The sequence below is a fragment of the Amycolatopsis ruanii genome (assembly GCF_003385175.1).
GTDB lineage: Bacteria > Actinomycetota > Actinomycetes > Mycobacteriales > Pseudonocardiaceae > Amycolatopsis_E > Amycolatopsis_E thermalba.
On record NZ_PQHY01000103.1, the window covers coordinates 1 to 20,294 of the forward strand.

Annotated in this window: 23 protein-coding genes; 16 read left to right on the forward strand and 7 right to left on the reverse strand. The window is 73.1% G+C overall.

From position 1 onward, the window contains the following. Positions 1-240 precede the first annotated feature (240 nt). Together D0D28_RS32465 and D0D28_RS32470 are read right to left on the reverse strand one after the other, a co-directional pair. Positions 241-1,452, reverse strand: a complete 1,212-nt coding sequence (locus D0D28_RS32465) for an FAD-binding protein (RefSeq protein ID WP_162831262.1) — start codon at positions 1,450-1,452, stop codon at positions 241-243. A 4-nt stretch (positions 1,453-1,456) separates the two neighbouring features. Further along, on the reverse strand, positions 1,457-3,499 hold the full coding sequence (locus D0D28_RS32470; protein ID WP_116114917.1) for a DUF6351 family protein: 2,043 nt from the start codon (positions 3,497-3,499) through the stop codon (positions 1,457-1,459). 218 nt (positions 3,500-3,717) lie between these two features. Here D0D28_RS32470 and D0D28_RS32475 point away from each other — a divergent pair, with 218 nt between their 5' ends. The 6 genes from D0D28_RS32475 (at position 3,718) to D0D28_RS32500 (ending at position 9,118) form a co-directional block, all read left to right on the forward strand. Then, entirely contained in the window at positions 3,718-4,497 is a 780-nt protein-coding gene (locus tag D0D28_RS32475; RefSeq protein ID WP_116114919.1) for an ABC transporter ATP-binding protein, read from the forward strand. Further along, positions 4,490-5,197 carry an ABC transporter ATP-binding protein gene (locus D0D28_RS32480; RefSeq protein WP_116114921.1) on the forward strand — a complete coding sequence of 236 codons (708 nt, stop codon included), beginning with the start codon at positions 4,490-4,492 and terminating at the stop codon, positions 5,195-5,197. The genes D0D28_RS32475 and D0D28_RS32480 overlap by 8 nt, the downstream gene beginning before the upstream one ends. Beyond that, positions 5,197-6,075: a branched-chain amino acid ABC transporter permease gene (locus D0D28_RS32485; protein ID WP_116114923.1), complete on the forward strand. Its 879-nt coding sequence runs from the start codon at positions 5,197-5,199 to the stop codon at positions 6,073-6,075. Before D0D28_RS32480 ends, D0D28_RS32485 begins: the two co-directional genes overlap by 1 nt. Beyond that, entirely contained in the window at positions 6,072-7,130 is a 1,059-nt protein-coding gene (locus tag D0D28_RS32490) for a branched-chain amino acid ABC transporter permease (RefSeq protein WP_094004816.1), read from the forward strand. Before D0D28_RS32485 ends, D0D28_RS32490 begins: the two co-directional genes overlap by 4 nt. Positions 7,131-7,140: 10 nt before the next feature. Beyond that, complete coding sequence (locus D0D28_RS32495) at positions 7,141-8,445, forward strand: ABC transporter substrate-binding protein (RefSeq protein ID WP_116114925.1); 1,305 nt, start codon at positions 7,141-7,143, stop codon at positions 8,443-8,445. A gap of 76 nt (positions 8,446-8,521) precedes the next feature. Further along, positions 8,522-9,118 (forward strand): TetR/AcrR family transcriptional regulator, encoded by a 597-nt coding sequence (locus tag D0D28_RS32500; protein ID WP_094004818.1) that lies wholly within the window; start codon positions 8,522-8,524, stop codon positions 9,116-9,118. Positions 9,119-9,143: 25 nt separating this feature from the next. Here the strand turns inward: D0D28_RS32500 and D0D28_RS32505 are convergent, their stop codons facing one another. Further along, the gene (locus D0D28_RS32505) at positions 9,144-9,521 is read right to left on the reverse strand and encodes a MerR family transcriptional regulator (protein WP_116114927.1); all 378 of its coding nucleotides are present in this window, start codon (positions 9,519-9,521) and stop codon (positions 9,144-9,146) included. A gap of 50 nt (positions 9,522-9,571) precedes the next feature. Here D0D28_RS32505 and D0D28_RS32510 point away from each other — a divergent pair, with 50 nt between their 5' ends. Then, positions 9,572-10,438, forward strand: coding sequence for an NAD(P)-dependent oxidoreductase (locus tag D0D28_RS32510; RefSeq protein ID WP_116114929.1), 867 nt, complete (start codon positions 9,572-9,574; stop codon positions 10,436-10,438). Next, positions 10,435-10,863 (forward strand): PPOX class F420-dependent oxidoreductase, encoded by a 429-nt coding sequence (locus D0D28_RS32515; protein ID WP_116114931.1) that lies wholly within the window; start codon positions 10,435-10,437, stop codon positions 10,861-10,863. Before D0D28_RS32510 ends, D0D28_RS32515 begins: the two co-directional genes overlap by 4 nt. 4 nt (positions 10,864-10,867) lie before the next feature. Here D0D28_RS32515 and D0D28_RS32520 read toward each other — a convergent pair whose 3' ends face one another. Both D0D28_RS32520 and D0D28_RS32525 read right to left on the reverse strand, forming a co-directional pair. Next, positions 10,868-11,788, reverse strand: coding sequence for an MBL fold metallo-hydrolase (locus D0D28_RS32520; protein ID WP_205413423.1), 921 nt, complete (start codon positions 11,786-11,788; stop codon positions 10,868-10,870). Between the two features lie 92 nt (positions 11,789-11,880). Next, complete coding sequence (locus D0D28_RS32525) at positions 11,881-12,066, reverse strand: antitoxin (protein WP_094004823.1); 186 nt, start codon at positions 12,064-12,066, stop codon at positions 11,881-11,883. Positions 12,067-12,443: 377 nt separating this feature from the next. On the opposite strand from D0D28_RS32525, the gene D0D28_RS32530 reads away from it, so the two are divergent. The 4 genes from D0D28_RS32530 to D0D28_RS32545 all read left to right on the forward strand — a co-directional run bounded on the left by D0D28_RS32530 (position 12,444) and on the right by D0D28_RS32545 (position 15,957). Further along, a complete protein-coding gene (locus tag D0D28_RS32530; protein WP_094004824.1) occupies positions 12,444-13,082 on the forward strand; it encodes an SDR family NAD(P)-dependent oxidoreductase in 639 nt (212 codons plus the stop codon). 54 nt (positions 13,083-13,136) lie between these two features. Continuing rightward, a complete protein-coding gene (locus D0D28_RS32535; RefSeq protein ID WP_116114935.1) occupies positions 13,137-14,132 on the forward strand; it encodes an MBL fold metallo-hydrolase in 996 nt (331 codons plus the stop codon). A gap of 77 nt (positions 14,133-14,209) precedes the next feature. Beyond that, positions 14,210-15,307, forward strand: coding sequence for an alpha/beta hydrolase family protein (locus D0D28_RS32540; RefSeq protein WP_116114941.1), 1,098 nt, complete (start codon positions 14,210-14,212; stop codon positions 15,305-15,307). A 14-nt stretch (positions 15,308-15,321) separates the two neighbouring features. Beyond that, positions 15,322-15,957 (forward strand): GNAT family N-acetyltransferase, encoded by a 636-nt coding sequence (locus D0D28_RS32545; RefSeq protein ID WP_116114937.1) that lies wholly within the window; start codon positions 15,322-15,324, stop codon positions 15,955-15,957. Here D0D28_RS32545 and D0D28_RS32550 read toward each other — a convergent pair. Continuing rightward, positions 15,954-16,325, reverse strand: coding sequence for a hypothetical protein (locus D0D28_RS32550; RefSeq protein WP_162831263.1), 372 nt, complete (start codon positions 16,323-16,325; stop codon positions 15,954-15,956). The two genes, D0D28_RS32545 and D0D28_RS32550, sit on opposite strands and share 4 nt — an antisense overlap. A 264-nt stretch (positions 16,326-16,589) precedes the next feature. Here D0D28_RS32550 and D0D28_RS32555 point away from each other — a divergent pair, with 264 nt between their 5' ends. Both D0D28_RS32555 and D0D28_RS32560 read left to right on the forward strand, forming a co-directional pair. Beyond that, complete coding sequence (locus tag D0D28_RS32555; RefSeq protein ID WP_240323440.1) at positions 16,590-17,129, forward strand: hypothetical protein; 540 nt, start codon at positions 16,590-16,592, stop codon at positions 17,127-17,129. Positions 17,130-17,181: 52 nt separating this feature from the next. After that, a complete protein-coding gene (locus tag D0D28_RS32560; RefSeq protein ID WP_094004828.1) occupies positions 17,182-17,844 on the forward strand; it encodes an HAD family hydrolase in 663 nt (220 codons plus the stop codon). Between the two features lie 2 nt (positions 17,845-17,846). Here D0D28_RS32560 and hisS read toward each other — a convergent pair whose 3' ends face one another. Further along, a complete protein-coding gene (hisS, locus tag D0D28_RS32565) occupies positions 17,847-19,133 on the reverse strand; it encodes a histidine--tRNA ligase (RefSeq protein WP_116114939.1) in 1,287 nt (428 codons plus the stop codon). 254 nt (positions 19,134-19,387) lie between these two features. On the opposite strand from hisS, the gene D0D28_RS32570 reads away from it, so the two are divergent. After that, positions 19,388-19,609 (forward strand): hypothetical protein, encoded by a 222-nt coding sequence (locus tag D0D28_RS32570; RefSeq protein ID WP_094004830.1) that lies wholly within the window; start codon positions 19,388-19,390, stop codon positions 19,607-19,609. Then, entirely contained in the window at positions 19,606-20,205 is a 600-nt protein-coding gene (locus tag D0D28_RS32575) for a hypothetical protein (RefSeq protein WP_094004831.1), read from the forward strand. Before D0D28_RS32570 ends, D0D28_RS32575 begins: the two co-directional genes overlap by 4 nt. Positions 20,206-20,294 lie beyond the last annotated feature (89 nt).

A 20,294-nucleotide genomic window follows, 5' to 3' on the forward strand; every position in this document is an offset into this window, starting at 1 on the left:
GTGGTGGGGGTGCTGCGCGTGGTGGGGCAGCGGGGAGTGCCTGGCGTGGGTGGCTGAGCTGCCGTGTCTGGTGGAGGGGCTTGGGCCGGGTTCACCGCCGCGAGTGGGGGAGTGGCTGGGGAGCGCCCGGCGCGGGTGGCGCGGTTGGCTGACTGGCGCCGGTGGGGGTGTTGCGCGTGGTGGGGCAGCGGGGAGTGCCTGGAGCGGCTGGGGCTTCCTGGTCCGGGTAACTGAGGCCCCTCAGAAGATCCCCGGTCCCGGGGTCAGCACGCCCGCCGGGTCGTAGCGGGACTTCCATGCTCGCAGGGACGGCCACTGGTCGCCGAAGTGGTGGTGCCAGTCCGGGGGCGTGAAGGGGATCGCGCCGATCGGGTACGTCACTCCACCCAGCTCGCGGGCCTCCTCGTAGAAGCGGCGGTTCTCCGTGACCTGCCGGGCCGCCAGCGCGGCGTCGTCCGGGGGGAAGCGCAGGAGCGCGACCAGGAAGGCGATCCGCTCGGCCGGCAGACGCACCAGCGGAGCCCGCACCCGGCCGGTGAAGACGGGGTAGAACAGCACACACCCGGCCTCGCCGAGATCCTCCGGCCTCAGCCGCTCCACCAGCGTGCTCAGGAAGTCCACCGCGGCCGGCTCGGGCAGGAAGCAGTTCCACCACGGGTGCGGGTGGAACCACGCGCCGGTCCCGGTCAGCAGCGCCTCCGCGGCGTCCAGCCGGTGCTGGAACTCCAGGAACGGCAGGTCCCCGCCCCCTTCGGAGTACGTCTCCAGGAACACCCGCCGCCCGGAGCCGCCAAAACGAACCTGCCCCTGCACGAAGTCGAACCGGTCCTCGGAGATGAACCGGACCTGATCGAGCGCCGCCGCCGCCACCGTGTCGTAGTCCAGCTCCTGACGGCGCACGTGCGCCGGTGCGGGGACCAGCCGCAGCGTGGCACGCGTGATGATCCCGCACTGGCCCAGCCCGCCCAGCACCGCCGCGAACAGCTCGTCCCCCGGCCCGCACGTCCGCACCACACCATCACCCGTGACGACCTCCAGCGAAAGCACCGTGTCGGTCTGCAACCCGTGCCGGAAGCTGGTCCCGCCGATCCCGCCGGCCGACAACGTGCCGCCCACCGACAACCCCAGGTAGTCGGTCAGCACCGGCGGCGTGCGCCCGCGCTCCCACGCCGCCGCGAGCACCGCGTCCCACCCCGCGCCCGCGTCCACCACGATCCGGTCGTCACCTGCTTCGTGCACCGCCGCCAGCGTGGACATGTCGGCCACGACACCGTCCGTCAACGCTTGCCCGTACCCGGAGTGACCGCGTCCCCGCGCCGCGACCGGCACACCGTCCGCCGCCGCGCTCCGGACGACACCGGCGATCTCCGCGGCCGAGCGCGGGCGCACCACGGCGGACGGCCGCCGCCGCACCAGGTGTCCGAAGTCGACGGACGCGTCGGAGACGTTCACCCGGCTAGTACCTCTGCCAGACCCCGGCCGGTTTCCGCGCGCCCACGCCCGGCTTGCCCCAGTCGCACACCCCGTCGGGGAACGCGGCACGCAACCGCCGCTGCTCCTCACGGGTGAAACCCACCGGGTAGTCGCGGAAGTCGATCGGCTTCAGGCGGCACTTCAGCGCCTCCATCGCCAGCCCCGAACCAGCCACCAGACGCGGGTTCGCGGCCACCGGGAACAACTCCCCGCACCGCCCGCTGGACGGGTAGGTCAACGGCTCCCGCAACCGCTCGGTCGCCGACACGTAACACCCGTCACCCAGGTCCGCGGGCCGGTTCGCCACCACCTTCTGCTGCGCGCCGCGCGGCGACCGGTCGTTGCCGATCGCCGTCAGCCAGCGGTCCATCGCGTCCAGCTCGTAGCGAGCCGCCACCGCCGCGTCGGCCGGACGGCTCGCGATGATGACCTGGTTCTCCGCCGTCCCGCTGCGCCGCAGCCGCTCCCGCATCACGAACGACCACTCGGTCGTGTGGATGTCGGCCCCGAACCCGGCCAGGTCCAGATCCGTGCGCTGGTCGATGATCGGCGTCGTGCGCAACCCCAGCGACGCCGAGTTGAACAGCCCCGACCGGTAGGCCGCCGACAGCGCCTTCGGATCGGCCGCGCTGCGCTGCGGAACCGGGGCGCCCGTGTAGTCCAGCCCGCCGATCGAGGCGTTCAGGTCCACGAACTGCGCCGCGGAGATCCGCCCCGATCGCAACGCCGCGAGCCCGTACTGCACCCCGGTGTTGTCCAGCGTGCTCCGCGCGAACCCGGTCCGCGGATCGCGCCCGAGCTGGTTCACCAGCTGCTCGTTGGAGTTGCAGATGACACCGTCCGGATTGGACACCGGATCCCACCGCTCCGGCACCGGGATCAGCGGGCTGCAGCTGCCGGTCGCCGTCGCGCGGTTGGCGAACGTCTGCTCCCACGACACGCACGTGCTGTAGGTGTGGAACCCGGCCACCGCCACCCGCTGCTCGGGAGTGAACGAGCTGCCCGGCCCGGCGAAGTACCGGTTGAGCAGGCGGCAGTCGGTGACCGGCCCGCCGGTGCTGAGCGGGTCGGGGTAGGAGATGCCGGGGATGATGCCGTCCAGGATGCCCGGGTAGTTCTCGGCGATGTCGTACTGCTGGATCGCGCCGCCGGACCCGCCCCAGCCGATCGTGTGCCGCACCGGCCCGTACGTCTCGGTGAAGTGCTCCTTGACCATCATCGCCGCCTCCGCGGAGATGATCGGGCTGCAGTTGTTGTCCAGCACGTTCAGGCTCGACGAGGCCACCGCGTAACCCTGCGACAGGAACAGGTCGTTGAGCACCCCGCCGGTCGAGGCGCCCTGGTGGAACCCGGAATTGCAGCCGCCGCCGAAGGTGTAGACGAGCCGTTCGTTCCAGCCGCGCTCCACGGTGAACGGGGACGGCGCGGTGCCGTCCGTCAGCGCGGCGATCTCGTAGACCGCGCGATCGATCGTGCCGCGTTCCACCCGCACGATGTAGGGCATCCCGTTGACCGAGGCGAGATCCGCCGGCCGGGACGCGGGATCGGCCAGCGGCCGGAACTGCCCGCCGGTCGTCCGGTACTGGTAGCTGACCCGGGTCGGCGCGGTGCACAGCGGCGGGGTTGCGGCCGGCAGCCCGTACGCCTGCGTCTCGCAGTAGAACGGCTCTTGCTGCCGCCCGGAGAACACCGGTCCGGTGATCGGGTGGTTGGTGACCCGCAGGCTCGCGCGGCCCCGCCCCGGCGCGCTCGCGACGATCTCGGTGGCGCCGTCCGGCAGGCCGTCGACCAGGCCCAGCAGTGTGTCGCCGGTCTGCTTGAACGCGCCGGTGACGTCGCGCCCGTTGGCCGTCACCCGCACGTCCCGTGCCGCCGGCACCCGGACCAGCACCTGCCCGCCGCTGACCAGGTCGGGGTGCGGGTTGGACACGGATTCCACGGTCAGCCGGGGCGGGGCCGCGACCGCCGCCGGGACGGTGAGCAGCGGCGCCGTCAGCGCGGCGGCCAGCACCAGTGCACGCAACACGGGAGAACCCCCAGGCTCGTGCGCCACCTCCTCGTGGCGCTCAGGCCGGTATAGCACGGTGCCCGGTCAAGGCAAAAGTGTGGAACTGGGTTCTGTTCGATCACGCTCGAGCGGATTGTCCGAAGGGGCTGTGCAAGACAGCCCGATGTGTGTACGGTCCCTCCAAACCGAACCTGATTCTGTTTTACGCACCTGCGAAGAGGCGGTGGTCGCGAGAAATGGCGCAGCACGCTCCGTTGCTACGAGTGGACGAGCTGAACGTGTCCTTCGGCGGGTTGAAGGTCCTCCAGGCGGTCTCGCTCGAGGTGACCGAAGGGGAGGTGCTCGGCGTCATCGGTCCCAACGGCGCCGGCAAGACGACCCTGTTCAACACGATCTGCGGGTTCGTCCGCCCGGACTCCGGCACCCTGTCCTTCGACGGGCACCGGCTCGTGCCCCGGCCACACCGGCTCACCCGGCTCGGCATCGCCCGCACCCTGCAGGGGCTCGGGTTGTTCCCCAACCTCAGCGCGCTGGACAACGTCGCCGCCGGTGCCACGCACCGCTCGCGCACCGGCCCGGTCGGCGCGCTGCTCGCCTCGCCGTGGGCCGAGCGGCACGAGCTGCGGCTGCGGGACCAGGCGATGGGGATGCTGGAGCAGTTCGGCATCGCCGACGCCGCGCACCGCCCGTGCGCGAGCCTGCCCTACGGCATCCGCAAGCGCGTCGCGCTGGCCCGCGCGCTGATCAGCGAACCGCGCCTGCTGCTCCCCGACGAACCCGCGGCCGGGCTGTCCGCCGCCGAGACCGGCGAGCTGGCCGAGATCGTGCGCGGGTTGCGGCAGCGCACCACGGTCATGCTCGTGGAGCACCACATGGAGTTCGTGATGAACCTCTGCGACCGGCTCGTCGTGCTCGACTTCGGCGAGGTGATCGCCACCGGGACGCCCGCGCGGGTGCGGGAGGACCCGGCCGTGCAGCGCGCCTACCTCGGCGAGGCGGTGGCGGCCGATGCTTGAGGTCAGCGGCCTGGTCGCCGAGTACGGACCGGTGCGCGCGCTGCACGACATCGACATGACGGTGGAACGCGGCTCGATCACCGCGGTGCTCGGCGCGAACGGCGCCGGCAAGACGACGCTGCTGCGCTCGCTGTCCGGGCTGCTGCGGCCCAAGTCCGGGTCGGTGCGCCTGAACGACCGGGACATCACGCGTCACGGCCCGGAGGACCTGGTCCGGCTGGGCGTTGCGCACGTGCCCGAGGGCCGCGGCGTGATCGTCGAGCTGACCGTCGAGGAGAACCTGCGGCTGGGCGGGCTGTGGCGGCGGGACCGGGCGTGGCTGCGCACCGGCGTGGCGCGGATGTTCGAGCTGTTCCCGCCGCTCGAGCAGCGGCGGCACCAGCGCGCGGAGACGCTGTCCGGCGGCGAGCGGCAGATGCTCGCGATCGGCCGCGCCCTGATGAGCCGTCCCGACCTGCTGCTGCTCGACGAGCCGTCGCTCGGGCTCGCGCCGCGCACCGCCGCGCAGATCGTCGCCACGCTGCGCCGCCTGCGTGCCGAAACCGGTCTGACCCTGCTGCTGGTCGAGCAGAACGCGGGCACGGCGCTGTCGGTGGCCGACCGCGCCGTCGTGCTCAACGTCGGCCGCAAGGTCGCCGACGACGAAGCCGCCCGGCTGGCCGCCGACGACCGGGTCCGCCGGGCCTACCTGGAGATGTGATGGGACGGTTCCTCGACTTGACGCTCGCCGGGCTGACCAGCGGCGCGGTGTACGCCGCGGTCGCGCTGGCCCTGGTGCTGATCTGGCGCTCCACCCGCATCGTCAACTTCGCGCAGGGCGGGATGTTGATGATCACGACGTTCCTGGGCTACACCGTGGTCAGCAACGGCGGGTCCTACTGGCTGGCGCTGGCCGTCGCGATCGCCGCCGGGCTCGTGCTCGGCGCGGTCGTGGAGCGGGTGCTGATCCGGCCGGTCGCCAAGCGGCCGCCGCTGGACGCCGTGGTGGTCACGTTCGGCCTGCTGGTCGGGCTGCAGGGCATCGCCGGGATGGTGTTCGGCGGCACCCCGCAGTCCTACCCGCCCGCGTTCTCGATCGCCGGGTTCCAGGCCGGCGGGCGCCAGATCCTGTTCTCGCCCAACGACCTGTGGATCGTGCTCGTGGTGCTCGCCGTGATGGTGGTGCTGGCGGTGGTGTTCCGCCGGACCTCGGCCGGGCTGCGGATGCGGGCGACGGCGTTCGCGCCGGAGGTGGCCCGGCTGCTGGGGGTGCGGGTCGGCCGGATGCTGACCGTCGGCTGGGCGCTGGCCGCGGTGGCCGGCGCGATCGCCGGGGTCCTGATCGCGCCGAGCACCTTCGTCAGTCCGACGGCGTTCGACGCGGTGCTGGTGTTCGGGTTCACCGCCGCCGTGATCGGCGGGCTGGACAGCCCGCCGGGCGCGGTCGTCGGCGGGCTCGCGCTGGGCCTGGTGCTCAGTTTCGTCTCGGGCTACCTGGGCCCGGACATCGTGACGCTGGGCGCGCTGGTCGTGCTCATCGTGGTGCTGATGGTGCGGCCGCACGGGTTGTTCGGCGCGGGAGCGAGGCGGCGGGTATGACGATGACGGAAACGCAGGCACCCCGGCGGGAGACGCCCCGGGTGCCGGTGTGGCGGCGCTCGACGTTGCTGCGCCACGGGTGCTGGGCGGTGCTCGGGCTGGCCGGGTTCTGGCTGGTGTCGATCGCGCTGGACCCGTTCGCGAACCTGCAGCTGGCCCAGATCGCCTACATGGCCATCGCCGTCGCCGGCCTGACGGTGCTGTCCGGCCTCAGTGGACAGATCTCGCTCGGGCACGGCGCGTTCGTCGCCGTCGGCGCCTACACCTCCGCGCTGCTGCTGGAGAACGCGGAGTGGAGCCTGGTGCCGGTGCTGATCGTGGCGACCGCCGGCACCGCGCTGGTCGGCGCGCTGGTCGGGGTGGCCGCGGCGCGGCTGCGCGGGCCGTACCTGGCCGGCGCGACGCTCGCCCTCGCGGTGGGGCTGCCGTCGCTGGCCGACTACCACGGCCTGCGCGACGTCCTCGGCGGCGCGAACGGGCTGATCGTCAGCCCGCCGGTGCCGCCGCTGTCGCTCGGCGAGACGTTCCCGCTGGAGCGGTGGCAGGCCTGGATCTGCGGCATCTGCCTGGTGATCGTGTTGTTCCTGCTCGCCAACCTCAGCCGCAGCCGGCTGGGCCGGGACATGCGGCTGGTCCGCGAGGACGAGGACGCCGCCGCCCTGTCCGGCGTGCACGTCGCCCGCACCCAGATCCTCGCGTTCTGCGTCAGCGCCGGTTGTGCCGGGCTGGCCGGTGGCCTGTTCGCGATCGTCAACAACCTCGCCGCGCCCGGGGCGTTCACGCTGGCCCTGTCGCTGTCGCTGCTCACCGCAGCGGTGCTCGGCGGGCTGGGCAGCCTCGCCGGCGCGGTGTACGGCGCGGTGATCGTGACGCTGCTGCCGAACTGGTCCACCGATCTCGCGCAGCAGGCCGACCTGCCGCGCGCGGTCTACGCCAACATCCCGCTGGTCCTTTATGGACTGGTCCTGATCCTGGTCATCCTGGCCTTCCCCGGCGGCATCCAGTCCGGGGTGCGCCGGATCGGCCGCCTGCTCCGCCGTAACCGCACGAACTGAAGGAGACGAGATGGTCCTGTCCAGACGCCCGCGCGCGGCGGTCGCGCTCACCGCGGCGCTCGCCCTCACGTTGACGGCGTGCGGCGGTGGTGGTGGCGGTGGCGGCAGCACGCCCGGCGTGACCGACACCGAGGTGCTGATCGGCAGCACCCTGCCGCTGACCGGCAACGCGGCGCCCGGCTACAGCGAGCAGGGGCCGGCCGCGAAGGCGATGTTCGACTACATCAACGCCAACGGCGGCATCCACGGGCGCAAGATCAACCTGAAGTACGTCGACGACGCCTACAACCCGGCGAACACGGTGACGCTGACCAAGCAGCTGGTGCTGGAGGACAAGGTGTTCGCGATGGTCGGCGCGCTCGGCACGCCGACCCACACCAAGGTCGTGGACTTCCTCAACAGCTCACGCGTGCCGGACCTGTTCGTCGCGTCCGGCTGCACCTGCTGGGACCAGCCGGACCGCAACCCCTACACCTACGGCTGGCAGCCCGACTACACGGTCGAGGGCAAGATCCTCGGCGACTACGTGGCGAAGAACTTCGCCGGCAAGAAGGTCGCCTACTTCTACCAGGACGACGACTTCGGCGCCGACGGCATGAAGGGGCTGGACAAGTTCATCGACCAGAGCCTGGTCGTGGCGCGGCAGCCGTACCAGCCGGGCAACACCGACGTCGCCGCCCAGGTGTCGGCGATCGCGCGCAGCGGCGCGGAGGTCGTGGTGCTGGAGACGATCCCGGCCTACACCGCGTTGTTCAAGCTGACCGCGCTGAAGCTGGGCTACAACCCGCAGCTGATCGCGTCCAGCGTCGGCGCGGACCCGGTGACGGTGTCCGGGCTGCTGGAGAACTTCGCCAAGCAGAGCGGCGCCTCGGTCAAGGGCAGCGACCTGGTCGAAGGGCTGGTCAGCAGCGCCTACCTGCCGGCCAGCAGCAGCGCGGACAACTCGTGGATCCAGCTGTTCAAGAAGGTGCACGACACCTACATCCCGAACCTGCCGTTCGACGGCAACGTCATCTACGCGATGTCCTACGCCTACACGTTCGCGCAGGTGCTGCAGGCCGCGGGCAAGGACCTGACGCGGCAGGGGCTGATCGACGCGCTGAACAAGGGCGGGTTCACCGGGCCGGGCCTGGTGCCGTTCCGGTACGGGCCGGACTCGCACGCCGGCTACACCGGCGGGCAGATCTCGACCATCCGCGGCGGGCAGCAGGTGCTGTCCGGCACGCCGCTGACCACCGACGGCGGCGACGGCCCGGTGGTGCCGTACACGACGCCGCAACCGGCGGCGCCGGCCAACGGCGTGCCGGCGGCGTGAGGTGGGCGCCGCGTCCCGGCGGGGCTCACGTCACGCCGGGACCGGCGCGAGCCGTGCGGTCCGGCACAATCGGGGTATGACCGAGGCCACCACCGGGAGCACGCGGGCGCAGATCACGCGCGCCGCCCTGCTCGACGCTGCCCGCGAGGTGTTCGTCGCCTCCGGTTACGAGGACGCCAAGCTGGTCGACATCGCCGACCGGGCGGGTGCCAGCATCGGCAGCCTCTACCACCACTTCACCGCCAAGTCGGACCTGTGGATCACGCTGTACGACGAGTACACGCGGCGGCAGCAGCACCGGTCGGCGCGCGCGTTCCGGAGCGCGCTGGCGGCGGGGGAGGAGGACGCGCTGCGGCTGTTCATCGCCGGTACCCGGGCGTACCTGGAGGGGTGCTGGGAGGAGCGGCAGCTGGCGCGGATCTTCCTGTCCGGCAGCGGGCCGGCCGGGTTCGGGCTGCTGACGCGGCAGCGGTTCCGCGAGTGGCTGCACGCGAACTCGACGCTGGTCAACGGCCACGAGCGGCCGCTGTCGGACATGCTGGTGCTGTGCCTGACGGCGATGGCGACGGAGGCGGGCCGCGAGGTCGCGGCGGCCCCGTCGAAGGCGAAGGCCCGCAAGATGATCGACGAGGTGCTGGAGCTGATGGGGCACCTGTACCCGGGCTCGGAGTGATCCCCCTGGACAGCCCTTGTCCCGGTCAGACCGGTGCGGTCTCGCCGGCTCGCCGGTGTTCCGCGGCTTCGAGGTAGCCGTGCAGGGTCTGGCGCGCCCGGAGGAGCGTGCCGATGTGGTCGTCCAGCCCGTGCAGCCTGCCGCGCAGGACTGCCAGCAGCTCGTCGCACGGCTCCAGGTCCGGCGCGGCCCCGCTGGCGCAGGGCAGCAGCACCCCGATCTCCTCCGTGGACAACCCGGCGTCCAGCAGGTTCCGGATCTGTGTGACGGTCACCACGGCGTCCTCGCCGTACTCGCGGTAGCCGTTGGTGCCCCGGTCCGGTTTCAGCAGGCCCTGGGCCTCGTAGTAGCGCAGCTGGTGGGTGTTGACCCCGGTCCGCCTGCCGAGCTCGCCGATCAGCACGCCGGTTCCTCCTTGACCTTCATACCGGTGTGAACCCCGACCATCGTGCCATGACGAAGAACTCCGTGACCGTGCTCGGCCTGGGGCTGATGGGCCAGGCGCTCGCCGGTGCGCTGGTGCGCGCCGGTCACGCCACGACGGTGTGGAACCGCTCGCCGGCCAAGGCGGACGCCCTGGTCGCGCAGGGGGCGACCCGCGCCGGATCCGTTCGTGACGCCGTGACGGCGAGCCCGCTGGTGATCGTGTGCGTCACCGGCGCCGATGCCGTGCGGGAAATCCTCGACCCGGTGGCCGGCGAGCTCGGCGACCGCGTCCTGGTGAACCTGAGCTCAGGCACCTCCCGGGAGGCGCGGGAGACGGCGGCGCGCCACCCGGGCCGGTACCTGGACGGCGCGATCATGGCCGCCCCGCCCGCCATCGGCACGCCGGAGGCGGCCATCGTCTACAGCGGAGCGCGGGCGGCCTTCGACGAGCACGAGCAGATCCTGCGCGACCTCGGCACGGCGACCTTCCTCGGCGACGACCCCGCCCTGTCGGCGCTGCACGAGACGGCCGTGCTGGGCCTGATGTACGGCATCCTGAACGGCTTCCTGCACAGCGCCGCCCTGCTCGGCGCCGCGGGGGTGCCGGCGGACTCGTTCCTCCCGTTCGCCCGCGCGGGAATCGACACGGTCGCCGGGTGGTTGCCCGGGTATGCGCGCCAGATCGACGAGGGCACCTACCCGGCACTCGACGCCACCCTCGGCACCCACCTGGCCGCCATCGAGCACGTCGTCCACGAGAGCGAGGACGCCGGGGGCGACCCCGCGCTGCCGGCGCTCGTCCGCGCGGCCGCGCGGCGCGCGGTGTCCGCGGGGCACGGCGGCGACAGCTACGCCTCGGTGATCGAACAGTTCCGCGACAAGGAGTCCGCATGACCACGTCCTTCGACCCGCACCAGTTGCTCGCCGAGAGCCGGATCGCCGTCCTGGCGACCATCAAGGCCAACGGCCTGCCGCAGCTGTCGCCCGTCACGCCGTACTACGACCGCGACGCCGGCCTGATCTACGTGTCCATGACGGAGGGCCGGGCCAAGACCCGCAACCTCCGCCGCGATCCGCGCGCGGCGCTCGAGGTCACCAGCGCCGACGGCTGGGCGTGGGCGACCGCCGAGGGCAGCGTCACCCTCACCGGCCCGGGCACCGACCCGCACGGCCCCGAGGTCGCAGCGCTGGTCGACTACTACCGCGCGGCCGCGGGCGAGCACCCGGACTGGAACGAGTATCGCGAGGTCATGGTGTCCGACCGCCGGGTGCTGATGACGCTGAAGGTCGAGCGCGTCTACGGCGAGAAGATCCGCTGACGCCTCAGAGGTCGAGGCGGATCAGGCCGGTCTCGGTCATCGGCTCGCCGTGCGCGGCGGCGCTGCTCAGCAGGTCCCGGACCCCGGCGGGGAAGTCCAGTTCCACGCCGTGGGCCTGCGCGTACGCGATCCGCGCGTTGACCCCGTGCCGCTCGCCGGCGCCCCACGCCGGCCAGCGCGCCCGGGCGGCCGCCTCGATCGCGGCGAAGTCCGCGGACCCGGCGACCGCCTCGCGCAGCCACTCGAAGTACTCCCGCACGTCCGCGACCGGGTCGTCCGCCGCCGCGGTCACCGGGCCGTGGCCGGGCACGTACGTCGTGGCGCCGAAGGTTTCCAGCCAGGTCAGCGCCTCCAGCCACCCGGCGATCGACCCGGCGAGCGCGAGCGGCGTGACCCCCAGGAACAGCAGGTCGCCGGTGAACAGCGTGCCCGACTCCGCGTGCCAGACCACCAGGTCGCCGTGCGTGTGGGCGGGCCCGGGCACCGGCACGACCGTCACCGACGTGCCGCCGAGGTCGAGGTCCCGCGGCTCGGTGACCGGGGAGATGCCGGACGGCGGGTCGATCGCGCCCCAGTCGCAGCTGAACAGGAAGTCGTACGTGTGCGGCCCGGACAGCACCTCGCCCGCGGCCGGCGGGGTGGCCAGGATCGTCGTGCCCGCGGCGGCCAGCCGTCCGGCTCCGTGGGCGTGGTCGCCGTGGGCGTGGGTCAGCGCGACGGTGCGGCGCGTGCCCGGTTCGAGGTAGGCGTCGATCGCGGTCTCCAGCCGCCGGTTCAGCGGCTCGGTCGCGAACGTGTCGATCTGCAGGGCGGCGTCCCGGCCGGCGACGAGTCCGGCGTTGCTGACGAACCAGCCGCCGGGCGGCTGGTGGAAGGCGATGACGCCGGGGTGCAGCGCCACCGGGTTCAGGTCTGGTCTGGACACGCGGCCCAGCATCCTCCCTCGGCGCGCGTGCGGGGAAGAGCCCTCCGGGACGAACACCTCGCCCCGAAGGGCTCATTCCATTGTGGACTTCCTCACTGCGGTGGCGGCTGTTCCTGCTGCCCGCGCGCGAAGTCCTTGGCCTTCTGCGACGCCTGGTCGATCTTGTCGGCGTGCTGACCGAAGCGGTCCTTGGCGGCCTCGGCCACCTTGTCGATGCCCTGGTCCGCCTTGTCCGGGTTCTTGCCCAGGGCGTCCTTGGCCTTGTCGAACATGTTCATGGCTACCTCCTCGGCGCCCCGGCTACCCGGACCGGATCGGCGAAAACGCCACGTCCCCCGCTCGCGGGTCACTCACGTGAGCGGAGGTTTCGGCCCGGCCCGGTGTTGGATCGGTGTGGTCCACGGTGCTCGAACTGATTGGCCCGTTGCGGTCCCGGCACGATGAACGGCGCCGTGGGGCGCGTCGCCGCCGCGGTGGACGTGCCGGTCAGCGCCGACATCGAGAACGGTTACGGGGAACGGCCCGGGACGTGGCCGCGACGGGCACCGCCGTCCTCGACGCGGGTGCCGCCGGGATCAACCTGGAGGGCTCGCGGGCACCGTCGCGATCGTGCGGCGTTGACCTTGTCACTGTGTCAGCCTTTTACCGTCGCCGCATGAGTGGAGTGGTTGTCATCGGCGCGGGGCCGGGTATCGGGCAGGCTGTGGCGAGGCGGTTCGCGCGCGAGGGGTTGCCCGTCGCGCTCGTGGCGCGGACCGAACGGACCCTGCCGGGGGCGCGCAGTTTCGTCGCCGACAGCACCGACGAGCACGCCCTGCGGGAAGCCCTGGACGCGGCGGCCGCGGAGTTCGGCACGCCGGACGTGCTGGTCTACAACGCGGCGATCATCCAGCCGGACGCGCCGGGGGAGCTGCCCGCGCGGGCGCAGCTGGACGCGTGGGCGGTGAACGTCGTCGGCGCGCTGACCGCCGCGGCGCACGTCGCGCCCGCGATGGCCGCCCGGGGCAGCGGCACGATCCTCGTCACCGGCGGGATGCCGGAGCCCGACCCGCGGTACGTGAGCCTGTCGCTGGGCAAGGCCGGGGTCCGCACGCTCGTCGCCCTGCTCGACGCCCAGTACGGGGCCGCCGGGGTGCACGTGGCGTCGGTGACGGTCGCCGGGCCGGTCGCCCCGGGCACGGCCTTCGACCCGGACGACATCGCCGAGCACTACTGGGCCCTGCACACGCAGGACCGGCCCTGGTCGCTCGAGGTGGTCCACGACGGGCGGGCCAACCAATGGAACGCGGGCTGATCGGGGTGCGCGGGTCATCCGATACTGCAGCTCCCTCGGATCGAAGGAGCCCCGATGTGCGACCGCCCGGCCTCGCGCCGTTCCGCCCTGAAGATGAGCCTCGCCGCAGGCGGGGCGCTGCTGGCGGGGAGCACGCTCACCGCCGCACCCGCCCAGGCCGCGACCGGCGACCGGCTCGTCATGCTGGGCGTGGACGGCGGGCCGAAGGTCAACGCCGGCCGCGCCAAGCCCGCCCTCGCGCTGGTCACCGGCGGCCGCACCTACCTCGTCGACTGCGGTCTGGACACCACCCGGCAGCTCGTGGCCGCGGGGCTGACCTTCGCGTCGGTGCGCAACCTGTTCGTCACGCACCACCACCTCGACCACACCTCCGGGCTGCCGGACCTGGTCCTGCACGGCTGGACCAACGCCCCCACCGCCCTGAGCGACCTCGGGCTGTGGGGGCCGCCCGGGATGAGCCGCAAGGTCGCCGGCCTGAAGACCTTGTTCGGCCAGGACGTGGAGCTGTTCGAGACCGGTGGCGGGTTCCCGGAGTTCCCGCGGCTGCGGGCGCGGGACGTGTCGGTGGGCGCCCGGATCACCCACGTGATGGAGGACGAGCACGTCGTGGTCGACGCGACGCGCGTGTTCCACGGCCCCGAGGTGAAGAACGCCTACGCCTACCGGTTCACGCTCAAGCGCAGCGGCAAACGGGTGGTCTTCTCCGGCGACACCGCCGCTCCCGACCCGAACCTCATCGAGCTGGCGCGGGGCTGTGACGTGCTGGTGCACGAGGTCCAGGACAACGACCAGGTCGACGCGATCGCGAACACGCTGCCCCCGGACCAGGGCGAGGCGCTGCGCCGGCACCTGCTGGAGGCGCACTCGAACGTGACGGACGTGCCCGCGGTGGCGAAGGCGGCCGGCGTGCGGACGCTCGTGTTCTGCCACTACACGCCGGTGCCGCAGCCCGCCTCCGTCTACCTCGGGAAGGCGAAGGCGGCGGCGGACGCGATCGGTTACCGGGGCACCATCATCGCGCCCGGCGATCTCGACGTGATTCCACTGTAGACCGGACGCCGATTCCGGGGCCGGTTTCAGGGTGTTCCCGGATGCCCGGGCCGCCGGGACCGAGCACCATCACCGGCATGATCCGGAGATCTCTCGTGCTCGCCGTGACGGTGCTGCTCGCCGCGGCGGTGCCGGTGTCCGCGGCGCCGAAGCTCGCGTTGCCCCAGCCCACCGGTCCGTACCGGGTGGGGGAGACCGCCCTGCACCTGGTCGACCCGGCGCGCACCGACCCGTGGCGCGGCGGCCCGCGCGAGCTGATGGTGACGCTGCACTACCCCGCGTTGCCCGGCCCGGGGCGCCCGGCGCCCTACATGCTGCCCGGCGCCGCGGCGCACTTCGACGCGGTCACCGCCAACGGTTTGCTGGGTCTCGGCGTGCCCGCCACGGACTGGGCGTCGGTGCGGACCAACGCGCGCCGCGACGCCGTGCCGGTGCCCGGGCGGCACCCGGTGATCGTCTACTCGCCCGGGCTGGGCGAGCCGCGCACCTGGGGCACCGCGACGGCCGAAGACCTGGCCGGCCGCGGGTACGTCGTGGTGAGCATCGACCACACGTGGGAGTCGCCGGAGGTGGAGTTCCCGGACGGCTCGGTGCGGACCATGGTCGACCCCGGCGAGCCTGACGCGTTCCTGCGCAAGGCGCTCGGCGTGCGGGTCGCGGACACGCGGTTCGTGCTGGACGCGCTGTCGAGCCGCCTGGACGTGAGCCGGGTCGGCATGATCGGCCACTCGATGGGCGGGGCGGCCGCGGCGCTGACGATGGCGGCCGACCCGCGCGTGGTGGCCGGGGTGAACCTGGACGGGAACCTGACGTGGTTCGACGGCAGCCTCATGCCCCCGGCGGCGGACGGCCTGCACGGGCCGTTCCTGCTGGTCGGCAAGGACGGCGAGACCGACACCGGCCCCGGCTGGACGGCCTTCCTCGCCGCGACGCACGGCTGGGCGCGGCAGCTGAAGCTGCTCGGCTCGGAGCACGCGTCCTTCACCGACGCCGCGGCCCTGCTGCCGCAGCTGGGCGTGCCGCTGGGCACCCTCCACCCGGCGACGGCCGTGCGCACCCAGCGCGCGTACGTGGCGTCGTTCTTCGACCGGTGGCTGCGCGGCCGCGACGACCACCTGCTGGACGGCCCGTCGCCGCGTTACCCGGAAATGGTGTTCCCGCGCGGCAGCTCCTGAGCCAGGATGAGCCGATGCTGGCCGATCACTTCCCGCTGCTCGCGCTCCGCGTGCGGACCCCACGGCTCGAACTGCGGCTGCCCGCGCCCGACGAGCTCGCCGAGCTGGCCGAACTCGCCGCCGAGGGGATCCACGATCCGGGCGCGATGCCGTTCCTCGTCCCGTGGACCGACCAGGAACCGGGGCTCGTGGCGCGGTCGCTCGTGCAGTTCCACTGGCTCCGGCTGGGCAGCTGGAGCCCGGACGACTGGGGCCTGGACCTCGTCGTCTTCCGCGACGGCCAGGTGGTCGGCCAGCAGAGCGTGAGCGCGAAGCGGTTCGCCATCACCCGCGAGGTGCACACCGGCTCGTGGGTCGGCCGGCGGCACCAGGGCCAGGGCATCGGCACCGAGATGCGCCGCGCGGTGCTGCACCTGGCCTTCGCCGGGCTCGGCGCGGAGGAGGCGGCGTCCGGCGCGTTCGAGGACAACGCCGCTTCGCTCGCCGTGTCGCGCAAGCTCGGCTACCGGCCGGACGGCGTCGCGCGGCACGTGGTCCAGGACAAGCTGGCGGTGGAGCACAGGCTGCGCCTCAGCCGCGACGCGTGGCGCGACGAGATCCCGGTGACGATCGAGAGTTTGCCGCCCTGCCTGCCGCTGTTCGGGATCTAGAGTCGGCGGGTGCGTGTGGCGGAGTGGGCGGCCCGCTGGGTGCCGCCGGGGGCGGTGGCCGCGACGACCGCGCACGCGCCCAGCAGGGGAAGCAGCCGGTCCCGCCCTCGCGCGACGACGTGGAGCACCAGCGCGGTGGCGGCGAAGGGATCCCAGAGCACCCCGAGGAACGCGGCCGCCGACGACACCACCAGCACCGGGACCGGCCACCGCCGCTGGAGCAGCACGGCGAGCCCGAGCACGATCGCGACCGCCACCGGCCCGCCCAGCCGCCAGCCGGTGTCGTCGCGCAGCAGGTTGCCCCGACGGCGACGTCCACGGCGGCCAGGGCCGCGGCCGGGAGAGCGGCGGTGGCTCGTGTCCGCCACGGGGAAGGGCGCATTTCCGTGAGGCAGGCACGTCCGCCCAGGGCGGTCATCCCTCGGTCCAATGGCGCCCGAGCGATATCGGGATGGCGGTCACGCCCTGGGCGCGGTGATGGTCGGAAGCGCGGTGCCCGTGGCGGTCCGGGCTGCGGCCCGCGATATCCGGCCGGTGCGGTCCCGCGGCGGTCATACCCAGGTCCGACCCCGCCGCCGGAACTGTCCGCCCTGGCCCGATTCGCCGCGGACGGGCGCTGGCAGGTTCGCCCCATGACTCGTGAACTGCGCTGGATCGGTGGTCCGGCGATGATCGCCGCGCCGTTGTCGTTGCTCGCCGGGATGCTGCTGCTGTGCCCGGCGGTGCTCGCGTTCGCCGCGCGGGCCGGGACCGGCTGGGGTGCCTGCGGCGCGGTTCTCGTCGTGACCAGGCTCTTCGGGCGGGTCTGCCACGCCGGGTTCGACCAGGCCGCCCTCGCCCGCCATCGCGGCGCCGGGTTCGTCGGCGACGCCTACGGGGACCCGCACCTGTTCAGCTACCTGACGTTCACGATCCTGCTCGGCTGGCCGGTGCTCGCGTTCGCCGCCTGGCGGGCGCGCGTGCTGGGGCCGGTCCAGGCCCTCGGGCTGGCGGCGACGGCGGCCCTGCCGCTCGGCGTGCTGAAGGGGACCACCGCGCTGTCCCTCGTCGCGGTGGCGGGCCTGGGCGTGGCGCTCGTGCCGGAGGGGTCCGCCTGCTCCGCTCCGCGCCGCGGCCGGACCTCCGGCTGGTGGCCGCCGCGGTGCCGGTCGTGGGGCTGCTCGCGTACGTGAGCACACTGGGGTGAGCGTTTCCCGGCCCGGCGCCCTGGGCAATCCGCCCGGTATGGCCAAGGTTCTCGTGCTCGATGTGGACGGCACGCTGGTGGACACGAACTACCACCACGCGCTCGCGTGGTTCCGCGCCTTCCGCGGCCACGGCGTGACCGTGCCGGTGTGGCGCCTGCACCGCGCCATCGGCATGGGCGGTGACCAGCTGGTGCCCGAGGTCGCCGGGCCGGAGGTCGAGGACTCCTGCGGCGACGACGTCCGCGCCAAGTGGAAGGAGCTGGTCGACGGGATGCTGCCCGAGGTGTGCGCGCTCGACGGCGCCCACGAGCTGCTCCAGGCCGCCCACGACGCCGGCTACCGGGTGGTGCTGGCCAGCTCGGGCAAACCGGACCACGTCGACCACTACCTCGACCTGATCGACGGCCGCGAGCTGGCCGGGGACTGGACCAGCTCCCAGGACGTCGAGGCCACCAAACCGGAACCGGACCTGCTGGAGGTCGCGCTGGAGAAGGTGCGGGGCGAGCAGGCCGTGGTGATCGGCGACTCGGTCTGGGACTGCGTCGCCGCCGGGCGCATCGGCCTGCCGTGCGTCGGCCTGCTCACCGGCGGGTTCTCCGCCGCCGAGCTGACCGAGCACGGGGCCGCGCGCACCTTCGCCGACCTGCACGAACTCCGCGCGAGCCTGGACGACCTGCCGTTCGGATCGACCCCGCGCTGAGGTTACGGCCGCAGGTGGGCGGGCACGCCGTCGAGCGCGACGCGGGTCTGATCGCCGGACGCCATGTCCCGCACGGTGACCTCGCCCGCCTCCTGCTCGGCCGGGCCGTAGATCAGGACCGTGCGCGCGCGCTGGTCGTTGGCCCACTTCAGCTGGCGCGCGAGCTTGCCGGAGGTGCCCAGGTAGACGCCGGTGCGCAGGCCGCGCGCACGCAGCGGGTTCGCCAGCCGCAGCACCTCGTCCTCGGCGCCGAGGACGGTGAGCGCGACGTCCAGGCCACCGGTTTCGGCGTCGGCCGCGGCCTGTCCGGCGAGGATCCGCTCCAGGCCGATCGACCCGCCGCAGGCCGGCATGTCCGGGCCGCCGAGCTTGGCGACGAGCCCGTCGTAGCGGCCGCCGGAGGAGATCGAACCCGGGTAGCCGGCGGTGCTGACCTCGAAGATCGGGCCGGTGTAGTAGTCCAGGCCGCGCACCATCCGCGGGGTGAACACGACCCGGCCGGACGGCAGCCCGGCGGTGAGCTCCAGCAGCTTGTCGACCTCGGCGAGGCCGGCGCGGCCGCGTTCGGTGGTGTCGAGCTGCTTGCGGACCCGGTCGGTGTCGGCGGACACCACGTCGCCGACCAGGCTTTCCGCGGTGCCGGTCGCCAGGCCGCGGTCGGCCAGCTCGGCGATCACGGCGTCCGGCGTGGCCTTGTCCAGCTTGTCCAGGCTGCCGAGCACCTTGGCGCCGGCCTCCTCGGGGATGCCGTAGGCCTCCAGCAGGCCGTGCAGCGCCTGGCGGCTGTTGACCAGGAAGCGGAAGTCCTCGACGCCCAGCGCGATCAGGGCGTCGTTGATCGCCCACAGCGTCTCCGCGTCGGCCAGCGGGGACGACGAGCCGACGGTGTCCAGGTCGCACTGGACGAACTCGCGGAAGCGGCCCTGCGCGGGGCGGTCGGCGCGCCACACCGGGCCGATCACGTAGCGCTTGTAGGGCGCGGGCAGCTTGCTGCCGTAGGTGCCGATGACCCGGGCGAGCGGCACGGTGTGGTCGTAGCGCAGCGCCAGGTCGGCCTCGCCGGAGGCTTCGTGCACGCCGCGTTTGAGGATCTTGAAGATCAGGGCCGATGCGTCGTCGCCGAGCTTGCCCGCGAAGACCTCGAGGCGTTCGAAGGCCGGGGTCTCCAGGGGGTCGAAGCCGTAGCGCTCGAAGACGGCGCTGACGGTGTCGAACGCGGCCTTCCGGCGACGCACGTCGTCGGCCAGGAAGTCGCGGGTACCTGAAGGTGGCTCGGCGGCCTTCGCCATGAATCGGTCCTTTGCTGGTCGGGTGCGCCTGCCATTGTCCCGCGCCGGTGCGGGCGGCCGCGCACGACCCCTGGGCAGACGGAAGCCCCGGCCCGCCGAGGGGGAGGTGGGCCGGGGCTTCCTGCTCCATCCGACGGCACCCCTGCGTCCACCGGATTGCGACTCCGGCGCCTGGTTACCCCGGCCGCCGAGCGGGTAAACCGCCGATGCGGGAAAAAATCACCGGCGGCCGGATTCTGGGATGATCGGGTTCCATGACGACGCCGACGACCCCGTCCGCCCTGATCATCGAGCCGGCGCGGGTGGTGCTGCGCGAGGACGTCGAGCGGTTCCTGGGCCAGGCCGGCGAGCCCCACGATGCCGACGAGCCGGTCCGTCGCCTCGTCCGCGATGACGTAGCTGTCCGGACGCGCGAGGAGCACGGCGCGCACCAGACGCTCGCCGTCGCCGCGTGGCGGGAGTTCCGGGCCTCGTGACCGGACGCGACGCACGGCGGATCGACGTGTCACGCCTGCCGGCGGATGTCGTGGCACTCATCGACGCCCTGGAGCCGGGCGAGGACCTCGTGATCACGCGGAACGGTGAGGCGGTCGCGACGATCTCCAGCACGCTCGGCGCACCCGGTTCCCGGGGCTCCGCCGGCCCGGCGGCCGAGGGTGAGGTGATGGTGGTCGCCACGGCGATGCGGCTGTCGGAGTCGGCGCGGGCGTCGCTGTCGGCCGAGCTCGGCACGGACTACATCGTGATCGACATGCACGCGGCACCACCGACGGCCGACGTGCTGCTGGTGCCGCCGGTGAGCCCGCAGCTGATCGGCAACCTCCGGAGGTCGTTCCCGCGGGCGCGCGTGGTGGTGGCCGAGATCGAGGACGCCGAGCTGGGCGTCAGCTACGAGGGCCCGGTCCGGCGAATGCTCAACGCCGGCGCGACGACGTACCTCCCGTCGACGACGATCCCCCGCCTGGCACACCAACTCGACCGGACGATCACCGAGGAACGCCAGCTCACGGGCGGGACCCGGCCCCGGCGGGAGATCGATGCGCCGCCGGGGCCGCCGCCTTCGCCGGCCTGATCCCGCTGCCCGGGGTGGCGGAGGATCACGGGCGTGGCGGCGTGGTGGCCGTGCCGGGGTGAGCCTGGTGGGGTGGTGGTGCCGGGGCC

Bases quoted from the DNA above. Each gene is read 5' to 3' on its own strand.
- D0D28_RS32475 (WP_116114919.1), top strand. From the start codon at position 3,718: ATGGCGCAGCACGCTCCGTTGCTACGAGTGGACGAGCTGAACGTGTCC.
- D0D28_RS32480 (WP_116114921.1), top strand. From the start codon at position 4,490: ATGCTTGAGGTCAGCGGCCTGGTCGCCGAGTACGGACCGGTGCGCGCG.
- D0D28_RS32485 (WP_116114923.1), top strand. From the start codon at position 5,197: ATGGGACGGTTCCTCGACTTGACGCTCGCCGGGCTGACCAGCGGCGCG.
- D0D28_RS32490 (WP_094004816.1), top strand. From the start codon at position 6,072: ATGACGATGACGGAAACGCAGGCACCCCGGCGGGAGACGCCCCGGGTG.
- D0D28_RS32495 (WP_116114925.1), top strand. From the start codon at position 7,141: ATGGTCCTGTCCAGACGCCCGCGCGCGGCGGTCGCGCTCACCGCGGCG.
- D0D28_RS32500 (WP_094004818.1), top strand. From the start codon at position 8,522: ATGACCGAGGCCACCACCGGGAGCACGCGGGCGCAGATCACGCGCGCC.
- D0D28_RS32510 (WP_116114929.1), top strand. From the start codon at position 9,572: ATGACGAAGAACTCCGTGACCGTGCTCGGCCTGGGGCTGATGGGCCAG.
- D0D28_RS32515 (WP_116114931.1), top strand. From the start codon at position 10,435: ATGACCACGTCCTTCGACCCGCACCAGTTGCTCGCCGAGAGCCGGATC.
- D0D28_RS32525 (WP_094004823.1), bottom strand. From the start codon at position 12,066: ATGAACATGTTCGACAAGGCCAAGGACGCCCTGGGCAAGAACCCGGAC.
- D0D28_RS32530 (WP_094004824.1), top strand. From the start codon at position 12,444: ATGAGTGGAGTGGTTGTCATCGGCGCGGGGCCGGGTATCGGGCAGGCT.
- D0D28_RS32535 (WP_116114935.1), top strand. From the start codon at position 13,137: ATGTGCGACCGCCCGGCCTCGCGCCGTTCCGCCCTGAAGATGAGCCTC.
- D0D28_RS32540 (WP_116114941.1), top strand. From the start codon at position 14,210: ATGATCCGGAGATCTCTCGTGCTCGCCGTGACGGTGCTGCTCGCCGCG.
- D0D28_RS32545 (WP_116114937.1), top strand. From the start codon at position 15,322: ATGCTGGCCGATCACTTCCCGCTGCTCGCGCTCCGCGTGCGGACCCCA.
- D0D28_RS32555 (WP_240323440.1), top strand. From the start codon at position 16,590: ATGACTCGTGAACTGCGCTGGATCGGTGGTCCGGCGATGATCGCCGCG.
- D0D28_RS32560 (WP_094004828.1), top strand. From the start codon at position 17,182: ATGGCCAAGGTTCTCGTGCTCGATGTGGACGGCACGCTGGTGGACACG.
- hisS (WP_116114939.1), bottom strand. From the start codon at position 19,133: ATGGCGAAGGCCGCCGAGCCACCTTCAGGTACCCGCGACTTCCTGGCC.
- D0D28_RS32570 (WP_094004830.1), top strand. From the start codon at position 19,388: ATGACGACGCCGACGACCCCGTCCGCCCTGATCATCGAGCCGGCGCGG.